This window comes from Bradyrhizobium sp. th-b2, assembly GCF_000426785.1.
Classification (GTDB): domain Bacteria; phylum Pseudomonadota; class Alphaproteobacteria; order Rhizobiales; family Xanthobacteraceae; genus Bradyrhizobium; species Bradyrhizobium septentrionale.
Genome location: NZ_AUGA01000009.1, coordinates 168,273 through 183,066, shown reverse-complemented (window position 1 = coordinate 183,066; position 14,794 = coordinate 168,273). Strand labels below are relative to the sequence as shown.

12 protein-coding genes are annotated in these 14,794 nt (G+C 65.5%); all 12 read left to right on the top strand.

Annotation, left to right across the window (positions count from 1 at the left end; translation table 11 throughout):
• The first annotated feature begins 44 nt into the window (after positions 1–44).
• The 12 genes from K359_RS0116020 to K359_RS0115965 all read left to right on the top strand — a co-directional run bounded on the left by K359_RS0116020 (position 45) and on the right by K359_RS0115965 (position 14,773).
• Positions 45–287, top strand: a complete 243-nt coding sequence (locus tag K359_RS0116020; protein ID WP_029080252.1) for an acetyl-CoA carboxylase — start codon at positions 45–47, stop codon at positions 285–287.
• Positions 288–301: 14 nt separating this feature from the next.
• Entirely contained in the window at positions 302–1,714 is a 1,413-nt protein-coding gene (locus K359_RS0116015) for an acetyl-CoA carboxylase biotin carboxylase subunit (RefSeq protein WP_029080251.1), read from the top strand.
• A gap of 33 nt (positions 1,715–1,747) precedes the next feature.
• Positions 1,748–2,623: an allophanate hydrolase subunit 1 gene (locus K359_RS0116010; protein WP_029080250.1), complete on the top strand. Its 876-nt coding sequence runs from the start codon at positions 1,748–1,750 to the stop codon at positions 2,621–2,623.
• Positions 2,613–3,590 carry a biotin-dependent carboxyltransferase family protein gene (locus K359_RS0116005; protein WP_029080249.1) on the top strand — a complete coding sequence of 326 codons (978 nt, stop codon included), beginning with the start codon at positions 2,613–2,615 and terminating at the stop codon, positions 3,588–3,590. Before K359_RS0116010 ends, K359_RS0116005 begins: the two co-directional genes overlap by 11 nt.
• A gap of 286 nt (positions 3,591–3,876) precedes the next feature.
• A complete protein-coding gene (locus tag K359_RS0116000) occupies positions 3,877–4,836 on the top strand; it encodes a helix-turn-helix domain-containing protein (protein ID WP_029080248.1) in 960 nt (319 codons plus the stop codon).
• A gap of 253 nt (positions 4,837–5,089) precedes the next feature.
• Positions 5,090–7,114 carry a hydantoinase/oxoprolinase family protein gene (locus tag K359_RS0115995; RefSeq protein WP_029080247.1) on the top strand — a complete coding sequence of 675 codons (2,025 nt, stop codon included), beginning with the start codon at positions 5,090–5,092 and terminating at the stop codon, positions 7,112–7,114.
• Between the two features lie 4 nt (positions 7,115–7,118).
• Complete coding sequence (locus tag K359_RS0115990; protein WP_029080246.1) at positions 7,119–9,080, top strand: hydantoinase B/oxoprolinase family protein; 1,962 nt, start codon at positions 7,119–7,121, stop codon at positions 9,078–9,080.
• A gap of 79 nt (positions 9,081–9,159) precedes the next feature.
• Positions 9,160–10,251 (top strand): TMAO reductase system periplasmic protein TorT, encoded by a 1,092-nt coding sequence (gene torT, locus K359_RS0115985; protein ID WP_051346151.1) that lies wholly within the window; start codon positions 9,160–9,162, stop codon positions 10,249–10,251.
• A 92-nt stretch (positions 10,252–10,343) separates the two neighbouring features.
• A complete protein-coding gene (locus tag K359_RS0115980; RefSeq protein ID WP_029080244.1) occupies positions 10,344–11,882 on the top strand; it encodes a sugar ABC transporter ATP-binding protein in 1,539 nt (512 codons plus the stop codon).
• A complete protein-coding gene (locus tag K359_RS0115975; protein WP_029080243.1) occupies positions 11,879–12,895 on the top strand; it encodes an ABC transporter permease in 1,017 nt (338 codons plus the stop codon). The genes K359_RS0115980 and K359_RS0115975 overlap by 4 nt, the downstream gene beginning before the upstream one ends.
• Positions 12,888–13,901: an ABC transporter permease gene (locus tag K359_RS0115970; RefSeq protein ID WP_029080242.1), complete on the top strand. Its 1,014-nt coding sequence runs from the start codon at positions 12,888–12,890 to the stop codon at positions 13,899–13,901. Before K359_RS0115975 ends, K359_RS0115970 begins: the two co-directional genes overlap by 8 nt.
• Positions 13,898–14,773, top strand: coding sequence for a xanthine dehydrogenase family protein subunit M (locus tag K359_RS0115965; RefSeq protein WP_084518406.1), 876 nt, complete (start codon positions 13,898–13,900; stop codon positions 14,771–14,773). The genes K359_RS0115970 and K359_RS0115965 overlap by 4 nt, the downstream gene beginning before the upstream one ends.
• Positions 14,774–14,794: the final 21 nt, after the last annotated feature.

Sequence of the window (14,794 nt, the reverse complement as noted above, 5' to 3'; positions counted from 1 at the left end):
CGCATCGCGCCACGACGATCGAAGCGAACACACGAGGACATTCCATGGCCACTCAGCAGATACTCTCGCCGCTACCGGGCATCTTCTACCGCAAGCCCGCCCCCGACAAGCCGGACTACAAATCTGACGGCGACAGCATCACGGAAGACGACACGATCGGCCTCATCGAGGTGATGAAATCATTCAACGAGGTCAAGGCAGGCGCAGCGGGCAAGATCGTGCGCTTCCTGACGGAGAACGAAGAAGCCGTGATGGCCGGCCAGCCCATCGCCGAGATCGACGTTTGAGCCGACCAGCATCCATGACGATCAAGAAGCTCCTCATTGCCAACCGCGGCGAGATTGCCGTGCGGATCAACCGCGCGGCCCGCCAACTCGGCATTGCGACCGTGCAGGTCTACAGCAAGGCCGACAGGGACTCGCTCGCCGTCCGCCTCGCCGACGAGGCGGTCGACATCGGTCCGCCGCAGGCCTCGAAATCCTATCTCAACCAGGATGCGATCCTCGCCGCGGCCAAGGCCACCGGTGCCGACGCCATCCATCCCGGCTATGGTTTCCTTGCGGAGAACGCGAGCTTCGCCGCGGCGGTCGCAGCCGCCGGCCTTATTTTTGTCGGACCCACCGCAGAATCGATCCGCCTGATGGGCGACAAGGTTGCCGCCCGCGAAGCGGCGGCTGCCGCCGGCGTTCCGACGGTCCCGGGCAGCCGCGGACGGCTGGAGGCCGCCGAGGCCGCCTTCGCGCTGGTCGAAACGACCGGCTTCCCGGTGATGATCAAGGCCGCGGCCGGCGGCGGCGGGCGCGGCATCCGCATTGCGCGAACCGCGGAGGAATTTCATCATTTGATGCCGCAGGCGCAGGCCGAGGCACTGGCGGCGTTCGGCGATGGCGGCCTCTATGTCGAGAAGCTGGTCGAAGGCGCCCGGCATATCGAGGTGCAGGTGCTGGGCGACGGCAACGACGTCATTCACTGCTTCGAACGCGAATGCTCGTTGCAGCGCCGCCGTCAGAAGGTGTGGGAAGAAGCCCCCTCGCCGTCGCTGACCCCAGCGGTGCGTGGACTGCTCTGCGCGTCAGCGGTCGCGCTCGCCAAGGCGGTGAACTATCGCGGCGCCGGGACGATCGAGTATCTCTATGACGACCGCAGCCATGAATTCTACTTCCTCGAGATGAACACCCGCATCCAGGTCGAGCATCCGGTGACGGAGATGGTGACCGGGATCGACCTGGTGGTCGAGATGATCCGGATTGCGGGCGGCGAACCGCTCCGCATCCGTCAGGATCAGGTGCAGGTCGACGGCCATGCGATCGAGGTCCGCATCAATGCGGAGGATCCTGCAAAGGGCTTCCTGCCAAACCCCGGCACGGTGAGCGCGCTCCGCATTCCCGGCGGAGACGGGGTGCGCTTCGACAGCATGCTCTATGCCGGCTACACGGTGCCGCCCTTCTACGACAGCCTGCTCGGAAAGCTGATCGTTCACGATCGCGACCGTCCGCGCGCCATCGCGCGGCTCATCCGCGCGCTCGCCGAGCTCGAGGTCGAAGGGCTGGCGACGACCAAGCCGTTGCACCAGGCATTGGCAGGTGACCCCGACGTACAGGCCTCGCGTTTCCACACCGCCTGGCTCGAACCGTGGCTCGCGTCACATGCCGAGGCCCTTGCGGCGGCAACGACGCCGCCGTCCGCGACACTCACTCCGACAACCGCACGATAACCCGCCCCGTCAGCAACAGGAGGCCGCAGTTCCATGCAAACCAGATTTTCCTACGGCGGCGACGAGCACATCTTTGCCGAAGTCGACGAAGCGATGTCGCTGGAGGCCTTTTTCAAGAGCCTCTTCGTCACCAACGCCGTGCGCGACGCCAGGATCAGGGGCGTGACCGAGATCTGCCCGGCCAACGCGTCCTACCAGGTCAAGTTCGATCCGGATCAGATCAAGCCCGACGACCTCCTCGCCGAGCTGAAGCGGCTGGATTCGTCGACCGAGAAATCCGAGCCGGTCATCAAGACGCGGATCATCGAGATCCCGGTGCTCTACAACGATCCCTGGACGCACGAGACCTTGATGCGGTTTCGCGAGCGCCACCAGAATCCCGACGGCACCGATCTCGAATATGCGGCGCGCATCAACAACCTCGATAGCGTCGATTCGTTCGTCAAGGCGCATTCCAGCGCGCCCTGGTTCGTCTCGATGGTCGGATTCGTTGCCGGTCTGCCCTTCCTCTACCAGATGGTCGACCGCAAGCGGCAGCTTCAGGCCCCGAAATATCTGCGTCCACGTACCGACACGCCGAAGCTGACGGTCGGACATGGCGGCTGCTTCAGCTGCATCTACTCGGTGCGCGGCGCCGGCGGCTACCAGATGTTCGGCATCACGCCGATGCCGATCTACGATCCGAACCAGAAGATCAGCTATCTCCGGGATTTCATGTGCCTGTTCAGGCCGGGCGACATCGTGAAGTGGAAGCCGATCGACCGGCCGGCCTATGACGCCGCAGTCGCCGATGTCGATGCCGGCCGCTTCGCGCCCGTGATCCGCAACGTCTCGTTCTCGCTGACCGAATTCAACCGCGACATCGATGCCTATAATCGCAAGCTCGAGGGGGTGCTCCATGCCCATTAAGGTCTTGAAACCGGGACTTGCGACCACCGTCCAGGATCTCGGTCGTCCCGGCTATTATCACATCGGCATCCCGCTCTCCGGCGGCATGGACCGTCACGCGCTCGCGGCGGCCAATCTGCTGGTCGGCAATGAGGAAGGCGCCGCCGTGCTCGAAGCCGTCTTCATGGGGCCCGAGCTTGAGTTCACCGAAGATGCCGTCGTCGCGGTCACCGGAGCCGAGTTGCCGCCGAAGCTCGATGGCGCGCCGCGCGAGAGCTGGACCAGCTTCAAGGTGAAGCGCGGTGAGAGGCTTTCGTTCGATTTCCTCAAACAGGGCGCGCGCGCCTACATCGCGGTCGCCGGCGGCATCGACGTGCCGCTGGTGCTCGGCTCGCGCTCGACTTACGCGCTCGGCGCGCTCGGCGGCTTCAAGGGACGCAAGCTCGAGGCCGGCGATGAATTGCCGGTCGGCGCATCAGCGGCGCCGGCCGAGGAAGGCCGCACGATCGCCAAGGAGTTGCGCGGGCTGCCGGCAGGAATGCCGACGGAGCTGCGCGCCATGCCGGGACTTTATTGGCACCGCCTCACCGAGACCGCCGGCAGCGGCTTCTTCTCCGATACCTGGAAGGTCGCACCGGAAGCGGACCGGATCGGCTACCGCTTCAAGGGCGGCAAGCCGCTCGAATTCGTTCCGCGCGAGCCTCCGTTCGGGGCCGGCTCCGATCCCTCCAACATCACCGACGCCTGCTATCCCTACGGTTCGATCCAGGTGCCCGGCGGCACCGAGCCGATTGTGTTGCATCGCGATGCGGTTTCCGGCGGCGGCTATTTCATGGTCGGCACCGTCATTGCGGCTGACATGGACCTGATCGGCCAGCTTCAGCCCAACACGCCGGTGAGGTTCGTCAAGGTCGGGATGGATCAGGCGCTTGCCGCGCGCCATCATCGCGCCGGACTGCTGACGCGGCTGCGCAGTTCCCTGGCGTAACAGCGCCGGGGCGGCTTCGACAACACGCAGCGTGTCGACCGGGTCCGTTCGACACGCTTGTCTGTGCGGCAGATGTCGTCATTCTGTGCGTCCGGCGCGTGATCCGATCGCGCAATGCGCGGAACATGACAAGAACCTATCTCCCGCGTTCGGGCACGGGAGTTGCAAGGGAATAGCAAGAAGGAAAGTCGCAGGAGCTGCGACGGGCCGACGGCCAACGCCGGAACGGACCGTGTCAGCAGAGATAAAGACAAGACAGCAGTCGACGGCAGTGACGGAGCGCAAGATGCAGACCACTTACGCGACAAACGACATTCCCGCGCAGCAACGCCGGCAGTACTGGCAGCAAGTCGTTTCCGACATCTACTTCTCGCTCGACCTTCGCTTTCTCGGAGGCCACGACTTCAACGGCAGTTTGGGTGCCTGGTCGCTCGGGCCGCTTTCGGTCTCCCGCAACGTGTCGGACGGCCTGCTCTACAAGCGGCACGAGCGCCATCTGCTCAATGAACGGGAAGAGTGTTTCCTGATCACGGTGCCGGAGCTTGCGGAAATCCGCTTCGCGCAGGACGGCAAGGAGGTGCTGTGCCGTCCCGGCGCTTTCCTGATCGAACGCAGCCATTTGCCCTACGAGTTCAGCCACCGCGATCCGACGGCGCTCTGGGTGCTGAAGATCCCGAGTGCCGTGCTGAAGGCGCGGATCTCGCGCCCCGAACGGCTCGCAACCCTGCAATTCGACTGCACCCGCAGCGTCGGCGGACTGTTCGTCGATACGCTGCGCCTTGCCGGGGAACGCATCGAAGAGATGGACGAGCCGGCGCGAGCCATGATGGGCCGGCACCTGATCGATCTCTTGGCGATGGCGGTCGAGTCCGACGAGCGCGTGCTGGCCGGGCATTCGTCCACGATCCGCAATGCCCATCTGCATCGCTGCGAGCACTTTATCCGCACTCGCCTCGACGACATGCGGCTGACGCCGCAGATGGTGGCGGACGCGTGCGGCATCTCGCTCAGATATCTGCACCAGCTATTTGAAAGCGAAGGCATCACCGTCAGCACCTACGTTCGCACTCAGCGCCTGGCGATGTGCGATGCCATGCTGCGCGATCCGCAGTGCCGCAAGAGCATCTCGGAGATCGCCTATCACTGGGGATTCGGCGACCAGGCCCAGTTCAGCCGCAACTACCGCAGCCGCTTCGGCTGCACGCCGAGCGAGGCGCGGGCTGCATCGCGCACGGCGCGTCCCTGACGCGTCGCCGCCTTGCTCCCGCTCCGCTTTGATCGCGCGTTAGGCTAGGCAGCAATCCAACGCCTCGTGCTCTCCAGCGCAAATCTTCCTGCGCTGAGCGTCAAGAGCTGAGCCCGCGGCCTGCCTACAATCCTCGCGACATCTGCGGAAATCCGCCGGTCGAACCGATCGTCTGAGCCAACCGGATCGTCGATCCGGCGCGCGCAGTCGCGTCACGACCTCGTCCGGCCCGGGCTCGAAAGGAAGTCGTATCGTGCAGAACCTTCGCGTTGCCGTCGACGTCGGCGGCACCTTCACCGACATCTGCATCATGGACGAGGCAAGCGGCCTCATCCGCATCGAGAAGACGGCAACGACGCGCGATCCCATCGAGGGCATCATGGGCGGCGTCTCCAAGGCCGGTATCGACCTGTCCAAAGTCGCGCTGTTCTCGCACGGCACCACGGTCGCGACCAATGCGCTGATCACGCGCCGGCTGCCGCGCACCGCCGTCGTGACCACGCAGGGATTCCGCGACGTCATCGAAATCCGCCGCGCCAACAAGGAAGACCTCTGGGACACCTACAAGGACGTGGTCAAACCCTACGTGCCGCGGCGTGACCGGCTGACCGTACCCGAACGCATCGATGCGGCCGGCAAGGTGATCGAGCCGCTCGATGTCGACGCCGCGCGCGAGGTTGCGCGCATCCTCAAGCGCCGCGGCGTTGCCGCGATCGCGGTGTGTTTCATGAACGCCTATCTCAACGGCGCGAACGAGCGCGCGATGCGCGACATCCTGCTCAAGGAAATGCCCGATATTCCGGTATCGATCTCCTCGCAGGTGCTGCCGGAAATCTTCGAGCACGAACGGTTCTCGACCACGGTCGCCAATGCCGTCGTGAGCCCGGTGGTCGTCAGCTACACCACCAGGCTCGGCGACCGGCTCGCCGATGAAGGCTATACCCGCGATCTGCTGCTGCTGCACACCGGCGGCGGCGTCATGACGCCCGCGAGCGTCAAGGATTTCGCCGCACGTCTGGCCGGCTCCGGAATTGCCGCAGGCGCCATCGCCAGCCGCTACATCGCCGGTCTGTGCGGCTTTCCCAATTCCATCGGCCTCGACATGGGCGGCACCTCGACCGACGTGTCGCTGGCCTATGAAGGCCAGTCGCGCATCACCAAGGACTGGTACATCGAGTTCGGCTATCCGATCCGCTTTGCCTCGATCGAGGTGCTTACCATCGGCGCCGGCGGCGGATCGCTGGCCTGGACCGATCCGGCGGGCTCCCTGCGCAACGGGCCGCAATCGGCCGGCGCTCATCCGGGGCCGGCCTGCTACGGCAACGGCAATACGCAGCCAACCAACACCGACGCCAACGTTACGATGGGCCGGCTCGGCACCAGCCTCGCAGGCGGCAAGGTGACGCTCGATCCCGAGCTTGCCCACCAGGCGGTCGAGGATGGCGTTGCAAAACCGTTCGGCCTCGGCCTGCACGAGGCGGCGGACGCCATTCTCAAGGTCGCCAACGCCAACATGTCGGATGCGGTGCGCCTGATCTCGATCAGCCGTGGCTACGACCCGCGCGATTTCGCGCTGGTGGCGTTCGGCGGCGCCGGTGCCCTGCACGGCGTCGACGTCGCGCGCGAACTCGCGATCCCCGTCGTGATCGTGCCGCCGAACCCCGGCGTCACCTCGGCGCTCGGCTGTCTGTTGGTCGACATGCAGCACGACTTCTCGCAAAGCTGCATGGTCGGCGCCGATGAAGCCGATGCCGCCGACATCGAGGCGCAGTTCGCCGTGCTAGAAAAGGAAGCGCTCGCGCGGTTGACCCACGAGGGCGTCGCCGCCCAGGACATCGTGCTGCAGCGGTCGATCGACATGATGTATCGCGGCCAGTGGCGCTCGCTCGCGGTAAGCGCGCTGCGGCCGATCGGCCCGATCAGCGATCTCGTCCAGAGCTTCCACGCCGAGCACAAGCGTGAATACAATTTCCGCCGGGACGACTCGCCGGTCAGCTTCTTCCGCCTCAATTTGAAGGCCATCGGCGTCGTCCCCAAGGCCGAATTCGCCGTGCACAAGGCCACCGGGGCGATCCCGGAGCCGGTCGATCGGCGCCGGGTCTGGTTCGAGGGCAACGGGCTCTACACGCCGGTCTATCAGCGCGACGACCTGCCCTGCGGTTTCAGCTTCCAGGGCCCCGCGATCATCGAGCAAGTCGACGCCACCACGGTGGTGCCACCGGGCGCCAGCGCCGAGGTCGACAAATACCTCAACATCATCATTCGCGTGAAGGAGTGATCCGATGGCCGGAGAACTTGCGCTCGACCCCGTCACATTCGAAGTGCTGAAGAATTCCTTCATCACCAGCGTCGACCAGATGGGCGAGCAGGTGCTGCGCACCTGCTACTCCTTCGTGATCTACAACCGCGACTTCTCGAGCGCCCTGCACGATGCCAAAGGCGAGTGCGCTGCCCAGGGCAATCAGGACATCGCCGTCCATGTCGGCACGTTGCATTTCACCTGCAAGGACGTCATGCGTCACTTCGAGGGCGACATGCACGAAGGCGACGTGTTCGCAATCAACGACCCCTATGCCGGCGGCACGCATTTCTCCGACGTACGTCTGATCCGGCCGATCTTCGCCGACGGAAAGATCATCGCCTTCAGCCAGTCGAACGGGCATTGGTCCGACGTCGGCGGCAGCGTGCCGGGCTCGTTCGACGTCGCCGCTCGTGAGATGTTCCGCGAGGGGCTGCGCATCACGCCGATCCGCCTGTTCGACAAGGGACGCTTCTGCAAGGACGTCGCGCATCTGATCGCCTCCAACACCCGCGATCCGGCGTCGATCATCGGCGACATCCAGGCGCAGGCCGAGGCCACGGCAGTCTGCGAGCGCGAGATCCTGCGCCTGGTCAACAAATATGGCCGCGACACCGTCGAGACCGGGCTTGCCGCGGTGCAGGACTATGTCGAGCGCTCGGCACGCCAGCGGATCGCGGCGCTGCCCGACGGTGAATGGGAGACGGTCGACTTCATCGACCGCGACCCCGCCGGCGGCGAAGGCATGATCCCGATCAGGATCAAGATGACGATCAAGGGCGATCGCGCGATCTACGATTTCACTGGAAGCCATCCGACCATCGGCTCGATCTACAATTCGGCCTTCGGCGCCACCTTCTCGGCGGTGGCGGCCGGCATGAAGACCTTCTTCCCCGATCTGCCGCTCAACTCCGGTTTCTACCGCTGCTTCGACATCATCGCGCCGGAGGGCTCGATCGTCGATGCCAAATGGCCGATCGCGGTCACCGGCTTCCTGATGCCGTTCGAGAAGATCATGAACTCGATCTACGAGATGTGGTCGAAGCTGATGCCGGAGCGCGCGCTCGCCTGCGCCTTCAACCTGGAATATCTGCTGACCGGCGGCCTTGACGCCCGCAGCTCCGACAAGCCGATCTTCATGTTCTACGACTGGCTGCCCGGCGGCTGGGGCGGACGCAACGGCAAGGACGGCAGCAACGTCACCACCGCCTGCTTCGGAACCGGGCTGATGTCGCAGCCGGTCGAGGGCCAGGAGCGCGCCAACCCGATCCTGACCACGAAGTGCGAGATCCTCACCGACTCGCCCGGGCCCGGCAAATGGCGCGGCGGCGCCGGCGTCGAGAAGGTGTCGCGCATGTTGCAGGCGGAGAAGACCGTGATCTCCTACATCTGCGACCGCGAGCGCGCCGTCGTCTGGGGCATCGAGGGCGGCCTGCCGTCGATGCCGCACGGCCTGACCTTGCATCGTGCCGGCAGCAAGCCTGCGGAACGGCTCGGCTCGATCTTCTCCGACGTTCCGATCGGCGAAGGCGACGTGTTCGCGCGGCCGACCGCTGGCGGCGGCGGCTTCGGCGACCCGCTCGAACGCGATCCGCGCCTCGTGATCGAAGACATCAAGGACGACTACGTCTCGGTCGCGCGCGCCGCCAAGGACTATGGCGTGGTGGTGCAGATCGTCGACGCCGAGCTTTGCGAATACGAGGTCGACAAGGCCGCGACCGATGCGCTGCGCTCCCGGATCAGGCGCGAGCGCGTCGCCAATGTGCGGCTCGATCCGGAAATCGTGGCGCAGCGCTACCGCAGCGGCGCGCTCGACGTCCTCGACGTGATCCGCCAGCACGCGGTGATCCTCGATTGGGGCAGCGGCGCGCTGCTTCCCGAATCCACGCGTCAGTTCCGCGAAGTGTTCGAGCGGCGCTCGGTCGCCAACTGGGCCGCGGACTGATCCGACCAGATACCGCGCCGCCCGTCGGCGGCACGGCGCGTGCATGCCTCACCTTCAATTCGAACAACGAGGACAGACCATGACCAACCATCCCGCCAGTCGGATACGACCGATCCGCTCCACCCTCGGCATCATTGCAAGCCTCGCCCTTGCCTCCGCGATCACGCCGGCGTCGGCCGAGACGCCGTGGTTTCCGATGAAGGTCTATGACGCTTCGTCCGGCACCCCGAAGCCGGCGGAGTACACGCCGCTGCCGAAGGCCGAGAAGCCCTACAAGCTGTGCGTGCTGTTCCCGCACATGAAGGACAGCTTCTGGGTCGCTGTCGCCTACGGCATCGTGAAGCAGGCCGAGACCATGAACGTTAACATGACGCTGTATGAAGCAGGCGGCTACGAGAACCTTCCCAAGCAGCTGTCGCAATTCGACGACTGCATGGCGAGCGGACCGGACGCGATCATCGTCGGCGCCATCTCCGGCGCGGGCCTCAGCAAGAAATTCGAGGAAGCCAAGGCCAAGGGCGTGCCGGTCGTGGGGGTCACCAACCCGCTGCCGCCCAACGCCCTGCCCGCAGCCAACTATGTCGACTTTGTCGCCATGGGAGAGGTCACCGGCGAAGGCCTGCTGGCGCAGACCAAGCCCGGCGACAAGCTCAACATCGTCACGTTCCCCGGTCCGGCCGGCTCGGGCTGGGCGGAATCTTTCAACGAGGGCGTCAAGAAGGCGGTCGCCAAGAACGCGAACGCCAAGATCCTGGCCGAGAAGTTCGGCGACTCTGGCGTCGCGGTGCAACTTCAGCTCATCCAGGACGCGCTGCAGGCCTACCCCAGCATGAACGTGATCTGGGGCACCGCTCCCACCGCGGAAGCCGCGATCGGCGCAGTCGCCGAAGCCGGACGAAATGATCTGAAGATCGTGTCGTCCTATGAAAACCAGGCGATGCTGGACGCGCTCAACCGCGGCGACATCCTCGCCTTCGCAACCCAGTATCCAGTCGGCGAAGGCGCGATCGCAATCGACCAGGCTGTGCGTCTCATCGAGAAGAAGCCGGTGATGGCGCTTGTGCAGCCGATCGCCGCAGTGATCGACAAGACTACCGTCCCGAAATTGCAGATGGACCTCGTGCTGGCGCCGGCAAGCTGGACGCCGGTCTATTCGGTCAAGGCCAAGTAAGCAGCAAGTAAGCGCCAAGTAAGCCCCGGCAACGCATTGCGGGCGGGAGCAGGATGCTCTCGCCTGCTTGTCGGACCTGCACGGAGAAGCAGATGGATGCCGATATCGACTTGAACCGGACCGAGCCGCTGCTCGCCTTGCGGGGCATCTCGAAGCGATTTGCCGGCGTCCGGGCGCTTGATCGGGTCGATCTCGATGTCCGCGCCGGCGAACTGCACGTCTTGTTCGGCGAGAACGGCGCCGGCAAATCGACTTTGATAAACGTGGTGTCGGGCACCTTTGCCGCCGACGAAGGCACGTTCCATTTCGGCGGCGAGGAAATCCGCCATCTCTCGCCGCAGCGGGCGCGCGCGATCGGCATCAGTCCGGTGTTCCAGGAATTTTCACTGGTTCCGAGCCTGACGGTGGAAGAGAACCTGTTCCTCGGTCGCGAGGTCTCGAACGGCGGCGTTTTGCGTGCGCGGGAGATGCGCAAGCGCGCCACGGCGCTGATCGACGAGCTCGGCTTCGACCTCGATCCTTCGCAGCGCGTCGACGATCTGTCGCGCGCGCACCAGCAGATGGCGGAGATCGCCAAAGCGCTGCTTGGCCGGGTGCGGCTGTTGATCCTTGATGAGCCGACCGCCTCGCTGACCGAGCGGGAGACCGGACGGCTGTTCGAATTGATTGCCCGGCTGAAGCGCCAGAATGTCGGGCTGATCTACGTCTCGCACCGCATGCGCGAGATCCGCGCGCTCGCCGATCGTGTGACCGTGCTGCGCGATGGCCGCCATATCCGCACCCTCGAGGCCGCCTCTTCGACCGATGGCGAGCTGGTCGAGCTGATGACCGGCCGCAAGATCGACCTGCTGTTTCCGGCGATCACGCACCAACCGGACAAGGTGATGGTCGATGTCGAAAACCTGACGCTCACCGATGGCAGCGTTCGCGACGTGAACTTCTACGCCCAGGCCGGCGAGATCACCGGCATTGCGGGCCTCGTCGGCTGCGGCAAATCGGAGCTGATCCGGGCGATCTACGGACTTGCGCCGATTGCCTCCGGCGTGGTCCGCCTCGACGGCCTGCCCTACGAATTCCCGGCGCCGCGGCGCAGCCTGAAACATGGCGTTGCCTATTTCCCCGCCAACCGGATCGCCGAAGGGCTGGCGCTGTCGCGCCCGATCCGCGAGAACGCATCGATGACCGCGCTCGACCTGCCCGCCTTCGCCCGCTTCGGCATGCTGCGACAGGCCGCGGAGCGCGTCACGATCGCCGGCATCATGGAGCGGTTGCAGCTCAGGCCGCCCAACATCGAGCGCACCGCCGGTGCGCTGTCCGGCGGCAATCGTCAGAAAGTGATGCTCGGCCGCGCCCTGACGCGCGAACTGACCGTGTTCCTGTTCGACGAGCCGAGCGTCGGCATCGACGTCGGCGCCAAGCTCGAAGTCTACGAGTTCATGAAACGCCTGGTCGAGGCTGGTGCGGCGGTGATTGTGGTGTCGTCCGAACTGCCGGAAGTGTTGGCACTGTCGAACCGGCTTTATGTCATGCACAACGGCCGGATCGCTGCCGAGTTGAAGGGCGCCGAGAAGACCGAGCAGAACGTGCTTGCGAGCTTCTTCAGGGATCACCTCACGGCGGAGGTCGCATGAACACGACCCTCGCCGCTGCCCGACCGCAGACATCGATCGGCCTTCAATCGATCGTCGGGCGGATCGGCTTACTGCCGGCGCTTCTGGTGGCACTCGTTGCCGGCATGTCGGCGATTGATCCCCAGTTCTACGGCATCATCAATATCCTCAACATCCTGCGCAACGCGTCGTTTCTGGCCATCGTCGCCTGCGGCCAGGCGCTGGTGATCATCGCAGGCGGTTTCGATCTCTCGGTCGGCGCCGTCGTTGCTCTGGCGAGCGTGGTGACCGCCAAGACCATGGCGATCACGGCGGCGGCGTTTCCCGGCAACAACGCCCTCATCATCGCAAGCGGCGTCGCTGCCGGGCTCGGCTGCGGGCTGGTGGTCGGGCTGGTCAGCGGCTTCTGCGTCGCGAAGCTCAAGGTCTCCGGCTTCGTGGTCACCTTGGGCACGATGTCGGCGACCGCAGGCGTCGGCCTCATGATCACGAGCGGCATCCCGGTCTACGGCATGCCGGAAGTCTTCGTGAAGGGCTTTGGGCGCGCCCAGGTGTTCGGCCTGCCGACCGCGGTCTATATCGCGCTCGCCGTCATCGCCGTCATGGTGTTCGTGCAACGGCGCACGCTGTTCGGCCGCTACGTCTACGCGATCGGCGGCAATGTCGACGCGGCCGTGGTGTCGGGCGTCTCGGTCCAGCGCCATATCGTCGGTACCTACGTCGTGTCCAGCGTACTCGCCGCACTCGCCGGAATCCTGCTCACCGCGCAGGTCGGCTCCGGCCAGGCAAGCTTTGGCGGCGACCGCATGATGTTGCAGTCGATCGCCGCCGCCGTGATCGGCGGCGTTAGCCTGCGCGGCGGGGTCGGCCGGATCGAGATCGTCGCCATCAGCGCGCTGTTCCTGACCATCCTCGGCAACGCGCTCAATTTGCTGCACATCGATTCCCGCCTGCAGCCGGTGTTCCTCGGAATCATCATGGTCGCTGCCGTGGCGCTGGACGAACTCAGCCGACGGAGGAAATCCCGTGTCTGACGTCGAGCTGTCTGTCGCAGCCAAAGATACGGGACTTGCAAAGAGGCTGCCGGCCCAATTGCTCTGGCGCGCGATGCTGCCGATTGCGCTGGTCATCCTGCTGCTCGGCTTTGCCGCGGTCGACGGACGCGTGCTCTCGCCCGCCAATCTGCTCAATATCGCACAGCAGACCAGCTATCTCGCGCTGTTCGCCATGGCGCAGACCGTGGTGATCCTGACCCGCGGCTTCGACCTCGCCCTTGGCCCGACGGTGTCGATGGTCAGCGTCGGCACTGCGCTGGCGATGGCGGGCGCCACGGCATCGGGCCACGACACGACCGCGGTGCTGCTCGCCGGCCTCGCCGCCGGCTTCGGCCTCGGCATCGCCTGTGGCCTGTTCAATGGCGTGGTGGTCGCGCTGCTCGGCGTGAACCCCTTTGTTGCGACGCTCGGCAGCTACAACATCGCGATCGGTGTCGCAACGACGCTGTCGGCGGGACGGCCGGTACAAGGCGTACCAAGCCTGTTCTCGCAAATCTTCTATGGCGGCAACGTTCTCGGCGTCCCCGCCGCCATCGTAATCACGATTGCGGTCGGGATCGTGCTGCACCTGACCTTGGTGCGCACCGTCTTTGGCCGCTCGCTTTACATCATCGGCACCAACCCGCGCGCGGCGGCGGTGGCGGGCTTGCCGGTGAAGCGGATCCTGACCTTGACCTATGTGCTGTGCTCGGCACTCGCCGCGCTTGGCGCCATCATGATGACGGCGCGCACCGGCTCCGGCGAACCGAATCTCGGTGGCTCGCTGTCGCTGCAGGCGATCGCCGGCGCCGTGGTCGGCGGAACCAGCCTCGCAGGCGGCCGCGGCGGCGTCGGCACTGCGGTGCTCGGCGCCCTGTTCGTGACCATCCTGTCCAACGGCATGAACCTCACCCGCATCGATGGCTACGTCCAGATGGTCGTGCTCGGCGCGATCGTCATCATCGGCGTGCTGCTCGATCGCCTGCGACAGGAGCGAAGCCAATGACGGCCGGGTCTCACGTGCAAGACGATCGGACAGCATCGATCTACGTTGCCCCCTCATTGCCGGCGGCGCTCGATGCGCTGGCCGACTACGGCGCTGCCGGTGCCCCCTTTGCCGGCGGCACCTGGATCATGCGGTCACCGATCCGGCACGAACCGCTCAGGCCAAATTATGTCGCGATCGGCAAGATCGGCGAGCTCAGTGCGATCCGGATCGGCAAGGATGCCATCGAGATTGGCGCGGCGGTGACGCACGCGGCGCTGGCGGCAGCCTTGGCCGGCCTTCCGGAATTCGGCGTGCTCGCGGCAGCTGCCGGCAGCTCGGCCAACCCGGCCGTTCGCGCGCTGGCAACGGTCGGCGGCAATCTGTCGGCGCTGGGTTTTTACGCCGCCGATTGCGTGCCGGCGCTGCTCTGTCTCGATGCCGCGGTCGAGATTGCAAGCCGTGACGCCGGCGAGCGCATGAGCCTGGTCGACTTTCTCAAGCGGCGATCGACATTGTCGCCTGGCCGGTTGCTCACCAGGATCATCGTGCCCCGGACAGAACGCAGGACCGCGCATGCCCGCCTGCCGCTGCGCAAATCAGGCGACTATCCCGTCGCGATCGTCAGCCTCTCCGTGAATGTCGATACCGCCAGCCATGTCCAGGCGGTCCGGATCGCCGTCGGTTCCGTCGAACAGACCCCGCGCCGTTGGGCGCGGCTGGAAGATGCCTTGCTTGGCGCAGTGCTCGATCCCGCGCGGGTGGCCGATATGGCCGCAGAACTGGCCGCGGAGTTCACCGGCCGGGACAGCGTCGAGGTGCCGCCCTGGTATCGCGTGAGCGTGCTGCCGAGCCTGGTGCGCCGCGCGGCCGCCACGGCACTTGCCAACTGACGAGATAAGGGAGGCAGCAGG

Excerpts from the sequence above, each read along its gene's own strand:
- K359_RS0116020 (WP_029080252.1), top strand. The coding sequence starts at position 45 with ATGGCCACTCAGCAGATACTCTCGCCGCTACCGGGCATCTTCTACCGC.
- K359_RS0116005 (WP_029080249.1), top strand. The coding sequence starts at position 2,613 with ATGCCCATTAAGGTCTTGAAACCGGGACTTGCGACCACCGTCCAGGAT.
- K359_RS0115965 (WP_084518406.1), top strand. The coding sequence starts at position 13,898 with ATGACGGCCGGGTCTCACGTGCAAGACGATCGGACAGCATCGATCTAC.
- K359_RS0115990 (WP_029080246.1), top strand. The coding sequence starts at position 7,119 with ATGGCCGGAGAACTTGCGCTCGACCCCGTCACATTCGAAGTGCTGAAG.
- torT (WP_051346151.1), top strand. The coding sequence starts at position 9,160 with ATGACCAACCATCCCGCCAGTCGGATACGACCGATCCGCTCCACCCTC.
- K359_RS0116015 (WP_029080251.1), top strand. The coding sequence starts at position 302 with ATGACGATCAAGAAGCTCCTCATTGCCAACCGCGGCGAGATTGCCGTG.
- K359_RS0115980 (WP_029080244.1), top strand. The coding sequence starts at position 10,344 with ATGGATGCCGATATCGACTTGAACCGGACCGAGCCGCTGCTCGCCTTG.
- K359_RS0116000 (WP_029080248.1), top strand. The coding sequence starts at position 3,877 with ATGCAGACCACTTACGCGACAAACGACATTCCCGCGCAGCAACGCCGG.
- K359_RS0116010 (WP_029080250.1), top strand. The coding sequence starts at position 1,748 with ATGCAAACCAGATTTTCCTACGGCGGCGACGAGCACATCTTTGCCGAA.
- K359_RS0115975 (WP_029080243.1), top strand. The coding sequence starts at position 11,879 with ATGAACACGACCCTCGCCGCTGCCCGACCGCAGACATCGATCGGCCTT.